Here is a 14,303-nt window from a genome sequence, read left to right on the forward strand (position 1 = left end):
AATCGTGGCAGCGCCCGTGCTCACCAAGGATTTCGAGGGTTTCTACCGCGCCGAGGCCGATCGCCTCTACCGTGCGCTGGCAGTTACCCTCGGTGACCCCCAACTCGCCCGCGAGGCCGCGGACGAGGCGATGGCGCGCGCCTACGCCCACTGGGATCGGGTGCGCGACCGGGAAAACCCCGGTGGATGGGCGTTCCGGGTCGGACTGAACTGGGCCACCTCGTGGTGGCGCAAGGTCCGCCGGGAACGCCCGCTCCCGCCGAACGGTGACCGTGCGTCACTCGACGATCCCGCGGGCCGGCACGCGCTGGCCGCCCTGCACCGCCTCGCCCTGCCCCAGCGCGCGGTCATCGTCTGCCGCGTCCTGCTGGATCTGTCCACAGTGGAGACCGCGGCGGTGCTCGGCATCGCCGAGGGCACCGTCAAGAGCCGTCTGGCGCGCGGCCTCGCCGAGCTGCGCCGCGAGCTCAGTGAGGAGCAGCGATGATCGACGACGAGTTGACGTCAACCGTGCACCGGGCCGCCGGCGCCGTGCCCCCCAGCGCGCCCGACATGCAAGCCATCCTGCGCCGGCACCGGCGTCGGCGCACACGGCAGATGGCCGCCGCCGGCATCACCGTCCTCGCGCTTTTCACAACCGCTTCGATTGTACTGTCCAAGCTCACACCCTCCACCGAACCCACCCCGGCCACGACGTCGATGGCGACCGCTCCGGCGGCGGACGAGCCGCTCATCGCCGTCCACCGCCACGCCGACTCCGTCTTCCAGGACAAGGCGGGCCACGAGCTCGGCTTCCGCCTCCCGGACGGCCTCGTCACGCTGCACGGCACCCGGATCGACACCGTCCCGCGCCCGCCGGAAGTGGACGAGGTGCGCCAGTGGCTCCCGCGCCCCGACGGCGGCTACGCCCTGCTCGGCACCAAGAACCTCGCACCCGGCACCCAGCGCGAGGACGGCGTGAACGTCACCGGCCTGGAGATCCGCCTGGTCACCATGAGCGCCGACGGCCACCTCACCCAGTCGCGCAACGTGCGCATCCAGGGCCAGGACGTCCAACTGGCCGGCTCCGGCCCCGGCGCCGGAATCGGCGTCGGGTACGTGTACCTGGCCCGCACCAACGGCGGCCTGGTCCGGCACGACCTCGCCACCGGCGCGGAGACCCGGCTGACGGCGCTCGACGCGGCCACGGCCGACCCGCACCGCACGTACTCGATCCAGCACAACGTCCTCGTCTCGGCGTCGACCGAGGAGTGCGCGGTGCAGGCGTACGACCTCGAGGGCCACGTCCTCTGGACCCTGCGCAAGCAGCAGCAGTCGGAGTGCGCCCAAGCCGACGAGGCCGCGGTCGCACCGGACGGCCGGCGGCTGGCATTCCCCGTGGTGACGTACGACGGCGGCCGCGCCACGACCGAGGTGCTCACCGTCGACCTGCCCAGCGGCGCGGTGCGCACCGCCGAGGTCTCCCAGGTCGACCCGCCCGGCGACATCACGTACGGCGCGGGCATCCTCGGCCTGACCTGGTCCGCCGACAGGCTCGTCGTCGCGTGGCCGGTCCTGCCCAACCCGCTGACCGGCGTCGTCGACCTCGCCGCCGTCGTGCGGGTCAAGCAGCTCTAGCGCTTTCGAGACGCCGCACTTCCACCGCAGCGCCGCGTGGTTCGAGGCGTTTCCGTTGGCAGCGCCTCGATCTCGCGCGGATTCGAACGCGGCGGCCTCGCGGGCCACGTGCGTTGCTAACGCGGGACCTCGCGGGCCACGTGCGTTGCTAGCGCGGCGACCTCGCGGGCCACGTGCGTTGCTAGCGCGGCGACCTCGCAGGTCACGTGGGTTGCTAGCGCGGGGCCTCAAGCAGGTCGGCGACGCGGACGAGCGGGCCGAACCGGGCGGGAATCGCGTCCGGTTCGGTCAGCCGCCCGCTCTCCACGACCATGAGCTCGTCGCCGCGCAGGCTCCAATCGGGCAGCCGCCCGGCCAGGTGCTCGGCCACCAGCGCCTGCCCGAACACGGTGCGCACCATCTCGGGCCGGTCCGCCGAAATCCGGAACGCGCTGTCGAACGCCTCGTGCCCCAGCGCCGTCGCCCGGTCGCCGAACAGCGTCCGCCCGAACCGGGACATCGCCCCGCGCCGGTGCACCGACAGCGCGGGCCAGGATCCGCGGACCCGCACCACCCAGACCACGAAGTGATGGGTCTGGCTGCTGGTCGACGTCGTGCCGTCGGCCCCCGAGGTCGTGCTCGTCGTCGTGTACGAGTACTCGCCCACCGACACCGGCCGCCCGCCCAGCTGACCGCTGAGCGCCAGCGCCACGCCCCGCGAGTTGCGCCCGGGCAGGCGGCGCCACCACTCGTTCGGCGGTCGCGGCACGTACTGCCAGCGGTTGCGCACCGCCCAGACCTCCAGCAGCTCGCGCCGCTGCCGCTCCCGCCGCCGCCCGATCACGGCCAGGATGATGACCAGCACGAACACCGCGCCGACGCAGGCGATCCCGGCCACGATCAGGGACGAGTCCATGGCCCCACGCTAAGCACATCGATCAACCCAGGCGACCCCCCGGCACGCTCAGCACGCCGGCCAGCGCCTCGGCCGTCGCGGGGAAGCTGCCCAGCAGGGCCAGCGGACCAGCACCGGCCCCGCTTCCGGCCCCGCTTCCGGCCCCGCTTCCGGCCCCGGTTCCGGCCTCGGCGATGTGCCAGGTTGCCGGGAGCCCAAGTGCCGCGGCCAGCGCCTCCGTGGTCGTCGGGTGGGCGGCCAGAAACGGACCGACCGGCCCCGTCGCCGGCCCCGTCGCCGGCCCCGTCCCCGGCACCGCCGCGGGAGCCACCGCCCGGGTCGCCCGCCACGGCGGCACGAACGCGTCGACCGCGGCCAGGCTCCCCGGGAACGTGCGCCCCGCCTCCCGGATGAGCAGCGGCACCAGCTCGCTCGCCTGGTCGCGCAGCGTGGTGATGAGCGTCGGCAGCCACGGCAGCAGCACCGGGTCGGGCAACTTGGCGAACGCGTTCGACATGAACTCGACCACGAACGGCGTCAGCTTCGGCGCCGGGTCCAGCGCCTGGATGAACCCGCTCAGGTACTGCGGCACCGCCGGCACCACCAGCGGGTTCGCCAGCAGCTCGGCCCCGCGCGCCCGCAGCTCGGCCAGCGGCAGCAGGCCCAGCTGGTGGTGGGCCGACCACAGCAGCGCCACCTTGGCCGGGCTCTCCGGGTGCGACTGGCGCACCGCGATCTCCAGCTGGGCCCGGTCGCAGCCCAGCGCCAGGGCCAGCCCCTCCATCGTGAACAGGAAGCCGAGCATCGCCGCGACCTGCCGGACCCCGGTCTCGTCGTCGACGAACGCGGTCGGCAGCAGGGTGCAGTAGTGCGCGTACCCAGCGGTCACGAACGACTCCGCCCACGCCGGCAGCGTCGGCTCAGTGGCCCGGTAGTGCGCGAGCAGCCGCCGGATGCGCTTGAGCACCTCCGGGGCCTCGTCGACGGTCCGCTCCGCCGCGAGCAGCTCGACCGCGCGGGCGCCGAGCTCGTCGGTGAAGCGCCGGCTGCCGAGGAACAGGATCGAGTCCTCGACGGCCCGCAGCGCCACCGCCGCCGTGGCGTCGTGCGCCCACACCGAACGGCGCAGCCGCTGCTCCACCACCTGCTCGACGGTCACGCCCTCGTAGCCGAGCTCGATGATGTACCGCTGATGTTTGCCGATCGCGAGGTCCCAGCTCTCCTGGATCGACTTCTCGCCGAGCCGCCGGGTGCCCATGATCGGGCGGACGGCGCCGTCCGGCAGGAGGTACCGCAGCATCCACAACAGGTGCGAAGCCGGTCCGAGCTCGGGCCGCCCGGCCAGGTCGAGCAGCGCCCGCTGGACGGTCGCGCGGGTCAGGTCCAGCCCGATCGGGGCCAGCCGGTCGTAGACGTCCTGGGCCAGTGGGGGCAGCGCCTCGTACCCGACCTGGCCCACCCGGTCGCCGCCGAGCAGGATCTCGCACAGCCGCCGCACGTCCCGCCGTCCCGGCACCGAGTCCTTCTCGATGCAGGTGACCGCCGCGTCCTGGAAGTCGTACGGGGTCGGCCGCGCCCGGTTGCGCATGCCCGCCAGCAGGATCGACGTCTCGAACACCGCGATCGCGTCGGCCGTGCTGGCGAGATAGCCGTTGCGCCGCGCCAGCCGCACGATGTCGACGCACCAGCCGAGCAGTTCCTCCTCGTCCAGCGTGTCGAGCGCCGGCGGGCTGGCCAGGAACCCGGTCAGCTTGTCCGCGACCGGCTCGTCGACCGCCGCGGTGCCGGCCGCGACCGCCTTGCGCTTGCGGCTGCCCTTCTGCCCCGACAGCTGAAACGGCGTGAGCTTGGCCCGGGTGACCGCCTTCTGCCAGGTGGCGGCGGCGATCGAGACCGAGCCGGAGGCCAGCCCGAACTGCCCCTCGATGGCCGAGTGGCTGGACGGGATCAGGCCGTAGAGCCACTTCGTCGCCGTGCGCGGGCTGATCTCGAAGTCGGGCACGCCCTGCTCGGTGCCGAACTCCTCGACCCGGCTGGCCGCGTGGAAGGCGCCGCAGATGTACAGGCAGTCGCCCTTGTCCACGCCCGTGCGCGCCAGGTGCTCGCGCATCCGGGTCCACATGTACCGCTCACGGTCCTCGTCGACCCTCACCCGTCGCGAGTCCGCCGGGGCGAGCCGCCGGAACAGGCTGCCGATGAGGACCATGACCTGCCGGTACGTCTCATAGTCGGCCCCGGCCAGCGGCTGCTCGACGTACTGGTCCCACCACTCCGACCAGTGCCGCACCTTGCCGTGGTGCAGCAGGTGCTCCTCCAGCTCGGCGAAGCGCGGGCGCAGGTCGCCGATCTCGATGCCGACCGCGTCGCCGTGCAGGTCGGTGTCCTCGGACTCCTCGCCGCCCTCGGCCGGCGGGGTGCCGGCCTCGTCCTGCGGCTGCCACTGGAAGACGTGGTCGGTGGAGCGGTCGACGAGCACCAGCTCGACGCCGGGCGTGTCCAGCGCGTACGCGATGGCCTGGTATTCCGCCGACGCCTCGGTGATCGGCGCGACGATGCTCAGCGGCCCCCACTCCTGCGGGAACCCGTCCAGCTGCGACGCGAACGCCTGCAGCGCCACCGGGAGCCGGCAGTTGCGCAGCTCGGTCAGCAGCGGGCCGAGATCCTCGCACAGCTCCAGGTAGATGACCTTCGGCTGCTTCTCGCGCAGCCGCCGGACCATGGCCAGCCCGGACGCCGGCGAGTGGTGGCAGACCGGGAAGATCTCCAGCTCCTCGCGCAGCGCCCGGTCGACGTCGTCGACGATCCCGGCCAGGATCTCGGGCACCGCGCCGCGGCCGGCCAGCGCCTCGGCGGCGCCGGCCAGCTGCGTCCGCAGATCGTCGAAGATCATGACAGGGTGGCAATCGCCTGCCGGCCGCCCTCGAGGAACGCCGGCCACTCCCCGCCGTCCTCCTTGCTGCGCGGCTCGACGACCCCGTGCCAGTACTTGTTGAGGATGGCCAGATCCTCCGGGCTGCGCCGGGCCAGCGAACCGACCAGCGACCCGGCCAGCGTCTCGGCCCGCAGGCTGCGGTCGCCGAAGAACGTGCTGTGCAGGATCGCGTCCTCCAGCACGCCGATCTGCTCGGCGGTCGACAGCGCCGACTCGAGCTTCTCGTCGTCGCTGGTCGCCGAGGCCGCCGCGGCCCGCAGGTCGGCGAAGCTCTGCAGCAGGATGTCGAGCAGGTTGGGCGGCACGTCGAGCTCGATCTGGTGCCGGCGCAGCAGCTCGGAGGTGCGGAAGCGGACGATCTCCGCCTCGCTCTTCTTGTTGGTCACCACCGGGATCCGCACGAAGTTGAAGCGCCGCTTGAGCGCCGAGGACAGGTCGTTGACGCCCCGGTCGCGGCTGTTGGCGGTGGCGATGATCGAGAATCCGGGCTGGGCGAAGACGATGTTGTCGTCCTCGAGCTCCGGAATCGACACGTACTTCTCCGACAGGATCGAGATCAGCGCGTCCTGCACGTCGCTGGTGGACCGGGTCAGCTCCTCGAACCGCCCGATCACGCCGTTCTCCATCGCGGTCATGATCGGCGACGGGATCATCGAGGCCCGCGACTGTCCCTTGGCGATGACCATCGAGACATTCCAGCTGTACTTGATGTGGTCCTCGGTCGTGCCCGCCGTGCCCTGCACCACCAGCGTCGAGTTGCGCGAGATGGCCGCGGCCAGCAGCTCGGCCAGCCAGCTCTTGCCGGTGCCGGGATCGCCGATCAGCAGCAGCCCGCGGTCGGAGGCGAGGGTCACGATGCTGCGCTCGACGAAGCTGCGGTCGCCGAACCACTTCTGGGAGATCTCCCGGTCGAGCCCGTCGGCCCGCTCGGAGCCGAGCACGAACAGCCGGACCATGCGCGGGCTGAGCCGCCACGAGAACGGCTTGGGGCCGTCGTCCACGGACTCGAGCCAGTCGAGCTCCTCGGCGTACTTGACCTCGGCGGGGGCGCGAAGCATGTCAGTCATCTGAGGGATCTCCTATGCCAGGAAGCTCTTGAGTTCGAAGACGAGTTTCTTGATGTGCCCGGAGAGCACCGGCGCGCCCATGTCCTTGAACCGCTGCCGGAACCACGGGTTGACGCTCTGCTGCCCGCCGCTGCTCACCGAGCCGACGGGGATGAACTTGATGCCGGAGCGGTGCATCGCCTGCATCGCGTCGAACAACACCTGCTGGTGCGACTCGTAGAAGTCGGAGATCCACACCACCACGGTGTTGCGCGGGTCGGACACCTTCGGCTGGGCCAGCGTCATCGCGACCGTGCCGTCGGTGCCGCCGCCGAGCTGGGTGCGCAGCAGCACCTCGAACGGGTCGGCCACCCACGGGGTCAGGTCCAGCGCCCGGGTGTCGTAGGCGATCAGGTGCACGTCGACCTTCGGCAGCCCGGCGAAGATCGAGGCCAGGATGGTGCAGTTGACCATCGCGTTGACCATCGAGCCGGACTGGTCGACGACCACGATGAGCCGCGCCGGGGTGGTGCGCTTCGCGGTCTGCTTGTAGAAGAGCCGGTCGACGTAGAGCCGCTCGTCCTCGGGGCTCCAGTTGGTCAGGTTCTTCCAGATCGTGCGCTCGATGTCGAGGTTGCGGTAGACCCGCTTCGGCGGCACCGACCGGTCGATCTCGCCGACGCTGGTCTGCTGCACTTGTGTGCGCAGCACCGCGGCCACCTCGTCGACGAACCGCCGGATCAGCGACTTGGCGTTGGCCAGGGCCAGGCCCGACAGGTTGTGCTTGTCCCGCAGCAGCTGCTCGATCAGCGACATGCTCGGGGTCAGCTGCTTGGCCAGCGCCGGGTTGGCCAGCACCTCCCGCAGGTGCATCCGCTTGACCAGGTCGCCCTCGATGCCGCCGAGCACGCCCGCCAGCCCGCCGGCGTTGGGCCGCCCGCGCAGCTCGCCCGGGTTCATGCCGAGCGCCTTCTCGAACCATCCGGCGTCGGCCTGCCAGTTGGTCAGCTGGGTCGCGCTGACGTTGCCGTGGCCGGTGTTGAAGACGTTGATGAGCAGCTTGGACACCAGCGCGGCCCGGCGCACCTCGGCGCCTTCCCGGTCGCCGCCCGGCTCCGGGGCCATCAGCCCCTCGAACTCGGCGGCCAGCTCGGGGTGGCGCTGGACCAGGTTGTCCACCGAGACGCCCGGGTCGAGCAGCGCCGGCGGGAGCCCGATGTCGTCGACGATCGCGACGCTCGCCGATTCCAGGGACAGCTGCTCGTCGGCCTCGAACAGCCGGCCCAGCATGCGCCAGTAGAGCACCTGGCGCCGGTTCTCGTCGGCGGTCGTCATTTGCGCAGCAACCTTCCGGCCCGCTCGCGCAGCACCTCGACCGCCTCGCCGGCCGACTTGGCCAGCTTGGGGTCGGTGGGGCCGAGCGCCCAGTCGGCGGTGTGCAGGCCGACCGGCTTCTTCTTGACCGTCGCCAGCACCCCGAGCGGCTGCACCGTCCAGGTGCCGTCGTCCCAGCGCAGCAGCCCGATGCAGGCGCTCGCGGCCTTGACGGCGGCCGGGGTCAGCGGCCCGCAGGCGGGCAGCCGGGTCGTGTCCACGGTGACCGCGGACAGGTCCTCCACGAACACCGGCTCGGCGATGCGGGCCGGGTGCCGCTCCAGCGGCGGGGTGGCCGGGGCGAGCGCGCCGCCGAGGTGGACCCGCGCGGTGGTGAACGGGTCGGCCGGGTCACCGGGCCGGGCTTGGGTATCGCGCCAGATCAGGTCGCCGCCGGGCAGCAGCGGCATGTCGCTCAGGTCGAGCGCGCGGTGCTCGGCCAGCGCCGTGAGCAGCATCGGGTGACCGGCCAGCAGGCGCCAGACGGCCGGGCCGACGATCGTGTCGACCTTGGCCGCGGAGACGCTCGCCCGCACCAGCCGCACCGGGGCTCCGGCCGCCTCGAGCACGCCGTGCACCTGGACCTGGACGGCGGTCGGGTGCTCGTGCACGTCGACGCCGAGGACGAGCAGCCGCCCGGTGACCGTTTCGCCCTGTGCGGCGCGCTGGGCCCGGCCGCCGTCGCGGGCCAGCAGCAGCGCGCGGCTCCACAGGTCGGCCCAGCGCCGCACGGGCACCGGCGCCATCGTGGCGATCGGGCTGCCGGCCCGCAGCTCCGCGGCGAGCCCGTCGAGCAGCACCGCGAGGCGGCGCAGCTCCGGGTCGCCGAGCGCGGCCTCGATGGCCTGCCCGGCCGCGGCGACGAGGTCGTGGTCGACGCCCCGCCAGCCGGTGATCGCGAGCTCGCGCAGCCACGAGCGGGCGCCGCCGAGCAGGTGGGTGGCGGCCGCGGCGGGGCCGGGCTCGCCGTGCCACTCGGCCCGCTGCCGCCCCAGCTCGGCGTCGGCCCGGGCCAGCAGCGCGTCGTGCACCGCCCCGAAGAGCGCGATCCGGGCGGCGGCCAGGGCGAAGAGGTGGTCGTCGGCGACGGAGCCGGCCGAGATCTTCTCCACGGCCTCGGCGACCGCGTCGCCCAGCGGGCTGCCGGCGAACGCCGCGGCCAGCGCGGCCAGCGCGGCGGCCCGGTCGTCGTCGATCCGCGCGAAGCCGTGCAGCAGGCCCTCGTCGACGGCGCCGGCGGCCTCGAGCGCGGCGTCGATCTCGGCGCCGGGTGCGGCGTCGGCGCTGAACAGGGTGGCCAGCATCAGCGTTCTCCCACCGGGGCGACGGACGGGAACCAGTGCAGCTCGGGGATCGGCTCGTCGCTGCCGGGCAGCTCCAGGTAGGCCAGGTGGCGCAGGAACCCGGCGAACACGGTCGCGGCCGGCGACGGCTCGTGGTGCGCCTTGAGCCCCTGCACCAGCGAGGTGCTCTCGTCGACCTCGATGCGCAGGTAGCGCGCCACGCGCTCGCGCCCGTATTGCAGCTGGGCCTCGTCGAGCAGCGCGACCAGGTGCTTGCACGGGTAGGACCCGCGCAGCCCGCCGCAGGGCCGGTTGTTGTTGGTGCTGCAGCTCAGTCCGTGGGAGCCGGCCCCGATCGAGGAGACGTAGACCCGCTCGATGTCAGATCCGCTCGACACCACACCCTGCAGGCGACCGTCGGCCAGTTCGACGAACGGCACCTTGGCCAGCTTGCGGGGCTGTACGGGCGGTATGACCACCGCCGTCGAGCGCGTTTCGACGCTCAAGACCATCAACCTCCAGCGTTCCGACGTTCCGTGACGCGAGAAGTTGTATCGCATGGGTACGACAAAAACGCGTCAGGCCAGCTCCACGGCCGTTTTCAGGCAGGTCGGGACGTCGTCGGCGTGGTACGGCCATTCACTCGGCTCGATATTGTGGACGAAGTTGGCGTACACGGCGGCGCCGAGGAGCGGGGCCACCGGCCGCAGCAGCTCGACCGCACGGGCCGGGTCGCTGCCGGGCGCGACCTGCTTCCACAGCGCCGACCAGCGCTCGATCAGCGGCCCGGCGTCCCCGGGTTCGAGGCCCTCACCGAGCCTGATCAGGTCGAACGCCGGATTTCCCAGGAAGGCGTCGCCCCAGTCGAGGACAGCAGGCGGTACCGACGCGGAAAAACGCACATTGCCCGGGTGGAAGTCGCCGTGCACGAGGGTGTCGGGCAGGCCGCAGTCCTCGACCGCCGCGAGCCGGTCGGGCAGGCCCGCCACCACGGCGTCGAGGCCGAAGATCTCACCGAGCCAGGGCTCCGCGGCCGCCACGATCTGCTCCAGCAGCAGCTCGCCGCGCCGGTCCCGCACATCGCGCTCGGCCAGCGCATCGACGTCCTCCAGCGCCCGCCGCTGCAGCCGGTGCAGCAGATCGGCCATGGCCAGCCGGTCCGCCGCGGGCGCGAAGAAGCCGTCCTCGCCCGGCAGGTGCCCGAGCAGCTGGCGCCCGGTCCCGTCGGCGGCGATCAACGGCGGGGCGGCCCCGGGCGCGACGGCGCCGATCCACGCGAGGACCTCGTGCTCGGCGCGCAGAAACGGCGGCAGGTGCTTGAGCCAGACGGTGCCACCCGCCGTCTCCAGCCGCCACAACCCCGAGAGGTTCCAGGTTTTCCGCTGCCGGATTTCTTCGGGTGTACCGTACGCAGACCCCTCCAGCAACCCCCGCGCCCACGCCAGCGAGGCGGCCGGCCCGCCCACCTCCGCGAAAGGTGCCCGCAGCGGGTGCGGGGCCGGCTCGAACGACGTCGGCACGAGTTCTGGCTTGCCTTGCTCAAGTTGCGCGAGGTACCGGACGAGGCCCCCGTGCGGATGCGCGCGATCGGCGTGCAGGAGCCGCAGCACGCTCACCCGCGCCCCGAAGCGCTCGCGCGCGCCGTCGACGATCTCCTCGACCTCGGGCCACCAGGGCGACCCGACCTCGAACGGCGGCAACTCGCCCAGCACACCGTCGTCCCCGTCGACGAGCACGAGGACGACGGTGCGTGCGGGAACCGTCATGGCGTTACAGCGATCGGGCCAGGCGGTCGGCCAGCAGGCGGGTGAAGCGGGACGGGTCGGCGAGCTCGCCGCCCTCGGCCAGCAGCGCCATGCCGTACAACAGCTCCGCCGTCTCGCCCAGCGCGGGCGCCTCCGGATCGGCCGTGAACGCGTCGCGCAGCCCGGTCACGAGCGAGTGTTCCGGGTTCAGTTCGAGAATGCGCTTGGTGTGCGGCATTTCCTGGCCCATCGCGCGGTACATCTTCTCGAGCGTCGGGGTGATGTCGTGCTCGTCGCCGACAATGCACGCGGCCGACGTCGTCAGGCGCGTGGAGAGACGCACCTCCTTGACGTCCGCCGCCAATGCCGTGCCGAGCCAGGAAAGCAGCGGCGCGAATCCCTCGCTGCGTTCGGCCGGAATCTCCTCGCTGCCGAGGTCGACCTGGCCCTTGGCCACCGATTGCAACTGCTTGCCGTCGTACTCCGAGACCTGCTCGACCCACACCTCGTCGACCGGATCGGTGAGGATGAGCACCTCGTACCCCTTGGCCAGAAAGGCCTCCAGGTGCGGCGAGTTCTCGACCATCGCGCGCGATTCGCCGGTCATGTAGTAGATGGCGCTCTGACCGTCCTGCATCCGCTCGACGTACTCGCGCAGCGAGGTCGGCTCGTCGGCCGAATGGGTCGAGGGGAGCCGCAGAAGGTCGAGCAGGGTCTCGCGATTCTCGGCGTCGTCGAGCAGCCCCTCCTTGAGGGCGCGGCCGAACTCGGTCCAGAACGTGGCGTACCGATCGGCGGGCAGTTCCTTGAGCGTCGAGAGCACCTTCTTGACCAGGCGCCGGCGGACCACCTGAATCTGCCGGTCCTGCTGCAGAATCTCGCGGGAGATGTTGAGCGACAGATCGTGCGCGTCGACGACGCCCTTCACGAATCGCAGGTACCGCGGGGTCAGCGCCTCGCAGTCGTCCATGATGAAGACCCGCTTGACGTACAACTGGACGCCGCGGTGCCCGTCGCGCATGAACAGATCGAACGGCGCGCGGGCCGGGATGAACAGCAGCGCCTCGTATTCGAAGGTGCCCTCGCCGCGCATGTGAATGGTCTCGAGCGGGTCGGTCCAGTCGTGGCTGACGTGCTTGTAGAACTCGTTGTACTCCTCGGCCGCGACCTCGCTCTTCGGCCGCGCCCAAAGTGCCTTCATCGAATTCAGCGGCGCCGGAGTCTCGCCCTCCTCCGCCGGCTCGGCGCCCTGCAGGCGGATCGGCCAGGCGATGAAGTCCGAGTACTTCTTGACGATTTCCCGGACTTTCCATTCCGCGGTGTAGTCGAACAGCTGGTCGTCGCTGTCCTCGGCCTTGAGGTGCAGCGTGACGCTGGTGCCCTGCGGCGCGTCCTCGATGCTCTCGATCTCGTACGTGCCCTCGCCCGCAGACTCCCACCGCGTGCCCTGGCTCTCGCCAGCCTTGCGGGTCACGAGCGTCACCTTGTCGGCGACCATGAACGTCGAATAGAAGCCGACGCCGAACTGCCCGATGAGCTCGGCCCGCTGCTGCTGCTCGGGCGATTCCCGCAGCCGCTTCAACAACTCCGCCGTGCCCGACTTGGCGATGGTGCCGATGAGCGAGACGACCTCGTCGTGGGACATGCCGATACCGTTGTCCCGCACGGTCAGGGTGCGCTGATCCTTGTCGATCTCAAGCTGGACGTGCAGGTCGCTGGTGTCGACCTCCAGCTCCTTGTTCACAAGGGATTCCAGGCGCAGCTTGTCCAGCGCGTCGGAGGCGTTCGAGATCAGCTCGCGCAGAAAGATGTCCTTGTTCGAGTAGATCGAGTGGACCATCAACTGCAGCAGCTGTCGCGTCTCCGCCTGGAATTCCAGCGTCTCGCTCACTCCGGCTCCCCTTCAGGACTATGACCGCTCTTGCCCGGCCTCGCGGCCGCTTCTCCACGGCCTCGAAACCGCCCATGCGCGGTTGTACGCCGCTCATGCGCGGTCACAAGGCCGCCCATGCACGGTTGTACGCCGCTCATGCGCGGCCTCGAAACCGCCTATGCGCGGTTGTAACGCCGCTCATGCGCGGTCACAAGGCCGCTCAAACGCGGTCGTGAGGCCGCCCTTGCGCGGTCGTGAGGCCGCCGAAAAGGATACTCACCTCGGTGCGTGCTTGATGGCGCAAGTGTCAACGGATCACGTCGAATCCGGCGATCATGGCGTCGACGGCGAACGTGAAGCGGTTGGCGTCGTCGATGCCGGCGAGCGTCTCGACCGCCTCGACCAGCAGCGGGTGCCGCTCGGCATCCACCGGCGTCGGGCCCTCCGGACCGATCGCCACCTCGGCGGCGGTGTGTCCGAGCACGAACAGGGTCAGCGCGTTCAGGGCGTCCAGGGCCTCGCCGAGCTCGAAGCCGGCGTCGGTCAGCATGCGCAGGCCCGCCTCGGCCGCGTCCAACGCCGCCGGGGTGACCACGGGCCGGTTCACCGCGGGCAGCAGATACGGGTGGCGGAGCAGGACGGCCCGCAGATCGTGCGCGTACCGGCGGAGGTGCCCCTGCCAGTCGCCTCCCGGCTCGGCCGGGTGCACGGCGGTGAAGAGGCGCTCCACGATGCCGTCGATCAGGGCGTTCTTGTTGGGGACGTAGTGGTACAGCGTCATCGCCTCGACCCCCAGCTCGGCACCTAGCGCGCGCATGGTGAGGGCGCTCAGGCCCTTGCGGTCGACGAGCGACAGGGCCGTGTCGAGCACGTGCTCGCGGGTGAGGCCGGCGCGCTCGCCGCGCTGACGGTTCGCTGCCAAGCCTGGCCTCCCTCGGCGGGGTTGCGGTTTCTTACGCCGTAAGTCTACACTCGGCCCCATCAAACTTACGACGTAAGAAGGGCGGGGCGGCGGTGGATGCGAACAAGCAGGTCGTGATCGGTTTCTTCGAGGCGATCAATGAGCGGCGGGTCGGCGACTGGGATCAGTACATGGCGGCCGACGTGATCGATCACAACAAGATCATCTTTGGGGAGGAGGACGCGCCGGGGGCGGCGTTCGAGGGGTTTCGGCAGCAGCTGGATGCGTTCGGGGAGGGCGGGTTGTATCCGGAGCAGGTGATCGCGGAGGGGGAGACGGTGGCGGTGCGGCTGGTCGCGCGGGGGACGCATACGGGGTTTCATCCGCGGATGCCGGAGCCTACGGGGCGGTCGTTTGAGGTGGAGCAGATGTGGATCTTTACGGTTCGGGAGGGGAGGATCTCGGAGATTCGGGGGGTTAGCGACCGGCTGGGGATGTTTCTGCAGCTGGAGTGGGATTGGCCGACGGCGGGGTGATGGGGGCCGGGGGGCCGGGGGGCAGGGTAAACAACCCCCACGCACAGGGCTCAGGTTGGCCTGGGGCGGGCAGATAACCCCGCACACCGACGTCCGGGTTGGTTAGGGGCACGCAAACAGCC

Annotated in this window: 12 protein-coding genes; 3 read left to right on the forward strand and 9 right to left on the reverse strand. The window is 71.3% G+C overall.

Annotated elements, in window-relative coordinates:
• The first annotated feature begins 16 nt into the window (after positions 1 to 16).
• Together ACQP00_RS50690 and ACQP00_RS50695 are read left to right on the forward strand one after the other, a co-directional pair.
• Positions 17 to 487 (forward strand): sigma factor-like helix-turn-helix DNA-binding protein, encoded by a 471-nt coding sequence (locus ACQP00_RS50690; RefSeq protein WP_433211535.1) that lies wholly within the window; start codon positions 17 to 19, stop codon positions 485 to 487.
• The gene (locus ACQP00_RS50695) at positions 484 to 1,617 is read left to right on the forward strand and encodes a hypothetical protein (protein WP_433211538.1); all 1,134 of its coding nucleotides are present in this window, start codon (positions 484 to 486) and stop codon (positions 1,615 to 1,617) included. Before ACQP00_RS50690 ends, ACQP00_RS50695 begins: the two co-directional genes overlap by 4 nt.
• 214 nt (positions 1,618 to 1,831) lie before the next feature.
• Here the strand turns inward: ACQP00_RS50695 and ACQP00_RS50700 are convergent, their stop codons facing one another.
• The 9 genes from ACQP00_RS50700 to ACQP00_RS50740 all read right to left on the reverse strand — a co-directional run bounded on the left by ACQP00_RS50700 (position 1,832) and on the right by ACQP00_RS50740 (position 13,666).
• Positions 1,832 to 2,512 (reverse strand): hypothetical protein, encoded by a 681-nt coding sequence (locus ACQP00_RS50700; RefSeq protein ID WP_433211541.1) that lies wholly within the window; start codon positions 2,510 to 2,512, stop codon positions 1,832 to 1,834.
• 22 nt (positions 2,513 to 2,534) lie between these two features.
• A complete protein-coding gene (locus ACQP00_RS50705; RefSeq protein ID WP_433211544.1) occupies positions 2,535 to 5,381 on the reverse strand; it encodes a DUF5682 family protein in 2,847 nt (948 codons plus the stop codon).
• On the reverse strand, positions 5,378 to 6,490 hold the full coding sequence (locus ACQP00_RS50710) for an ATP-binding protein (RefSeq protein ID WP_433211547.1): 1,113 nt from the start codon (positions 6,488 to 6,490) through the stop codon (positions 5,378 to 5,380). The genes ACQP00_RS50705 and ACQP00_RS50710 overlap by 4 nt, the downstream gene beginning before the upstream one ends.
• Positions 6,491 to 6,502: 12 nt before the next feature.
• On the reverse strand, positions 6,503 to 7,804 hold the full coding sequence (locus ACQP00_RS50715; protein ID WP_433211549.1) for a VWA domain-containing protein: 1,302 nt from the start codon (positions 7,802 to 7,804) through the stop codon (positions 6,503 to 6,505).
• Positions 7,801 to 9,147: a hypothetical protein gene (locus ACQP00_RS50720; RefSeq protein ID WP_433211552.1), complete on the reverse strand. Its 1,347-nt coding sequence runs from the start codon at positions 9,145 to 9,147 to the stop codon at positions 7,801 to 7,803. The genes ACQP00_RS50715 and ACQP00_RS50720 overlap by 4 nt, the downstream gene beginning before the upstream one ends.
• Entirely contained in the window at positions 9,147 to 9,638 is a 492-nt protein-coding gene (locus ACQP00_RS50725) for a hypothetical protein (protein WP_433211555.1), read from the reverse strand. Before ACQP00_RS50725 ends, ACQP00_RS50720 begins: the two co-directional genes overlap by 1 nt.
• Positions 9,639 to 9,704: 66 nt before the next feature.
• Complete coding sequence (locus ACQP00_RS50730) at positions 9,705 to 10,892, reverse strand: phosphotransferase family protein (protein ID WP_433211558.1); 1,188 nt, start codon at positions 10,890 to 10,892, stop codon at positions 9,705 to 9,707.
• Between the two features lie 4 nt (positions 10,893 to 10,896).
• Positions 10,897 to 12,711: a molecular chaperone HtpG gene (gene htpG / locus ACQP00_RS50735; RefSeq protein WP_433224317.1), complete on the reverse strand. Its 1,815-nt coding sequence runs from the start codon at positions 12,709 to 12,711 to the stop codon at positions 10,897 to 10,899.
• Positions 12,712 to 13,051: 340 nt separating this feature from the next.
• Entirely contained in the window at positions 13,052 to 13,666 is a 615-nt protein-coding gene (locus tag ACQP00_RS50740) for a TetR/AcrR family transcriptional regulator C-terminal domain-containing protein (RefSeq protein ID WP_433211561.1), read from the reverse strand.
• 92 nt (positions 13,667 to 13,758) lie between these two features.
• On the opposite strand from ACQP00_RS50740, the gene ACQP00_RS50745 reads away from it, so the two are divergent.
• Complete coding sequence (locus ACQP00_RS50745; RefSeq protein ID WP_433211563.1) at positions 13,759 to 14,181, forward strand: ester cyclase; 423 nt, start codon at positions 13,759 to 13,761, stop codon at positions 14,179 to 14,181.
• The last annotated feature ends 122 nt before the right edge of the window (positions 14,182 to 14,303 follow it).

Source organism: Dactylosporangium sp. CS-047395, from assembly GCF_050942185.1.
Classification (GTDB): Bacteria; Actinomycetota; Actinomycetes; order Mycobacteriales; family Micromonosporaceae; genus Dactylosporangium.

Excerpts from the sequence above, each read along its gene's own strand:
- htpG (WP_433224317.1), bottom strand. The coding sequence starts at position 12,711 with ATGGTCCACTCGATCTACTCGAACAAGGACATCTTTCTGCGCGAGCTG.
- ACQP00_RS50700 (WP_433211541.1), bottom strand. The coding sequence starts at position 2,512 with ATGGACTCGTCCCTGATCGTGGCCGGGATCGCCTGCGTCGGCGCGGTG.
- ACQP00_RS50720 (WP_433211552.1), bottom strand. The coding sequence starts at position 9,147 with ATGCTGGCCACCCTGTTCAGCGCCGACGCCGCACCCGGCGCCGAGATC.
- ACQP00_RS50710 (WP_433211547.1), bottom strand. The coding sequence starts at position 6,490 with ATGACTGACATGCTTCGCGCCCCCGCCGAGGTCAAGTACGCCGAGGAG.
- ACQP00_RS50725 (WP_433211555.1), bottom strand. The coding sequence starts at position 9,638 with ATGGTCTTGAGCGTCGAAACGCGCTCGACGGCGGTGGTCATACCGCCC.
- ACQP00_RS50705 (WP_433211544.1), bottom strand. The coding sequence starts at position 5,381 with ATGATCTTCGACGATCTGCGGACGCAGCTGGCCGGCGCCGCCGAGGCG.
- ACQP00_RS50715 (WP_433211549.1), bottom strand. The coding sequence starts at position 7,804 with ATGACGACCGCCGACGAGAACCGGCGCCAGGTGCTCTACTGGCGCATG.
- ACQP00_RS50730 (WP_433211558.1), bottom strand. The coding sequence starts at position 10,892 with ATGACGGTTCCCGCACGCACCGTCGTCCTCGTGCTCGTCGACGGGGAC.
- ACQP00_RS50695 (WP_433211538.1), top strand. The coding sequence starts at position 484 with ATGATCGACGACGAGTTGACGTCAACCGTGCACCGGGCCGCCGGCGCC.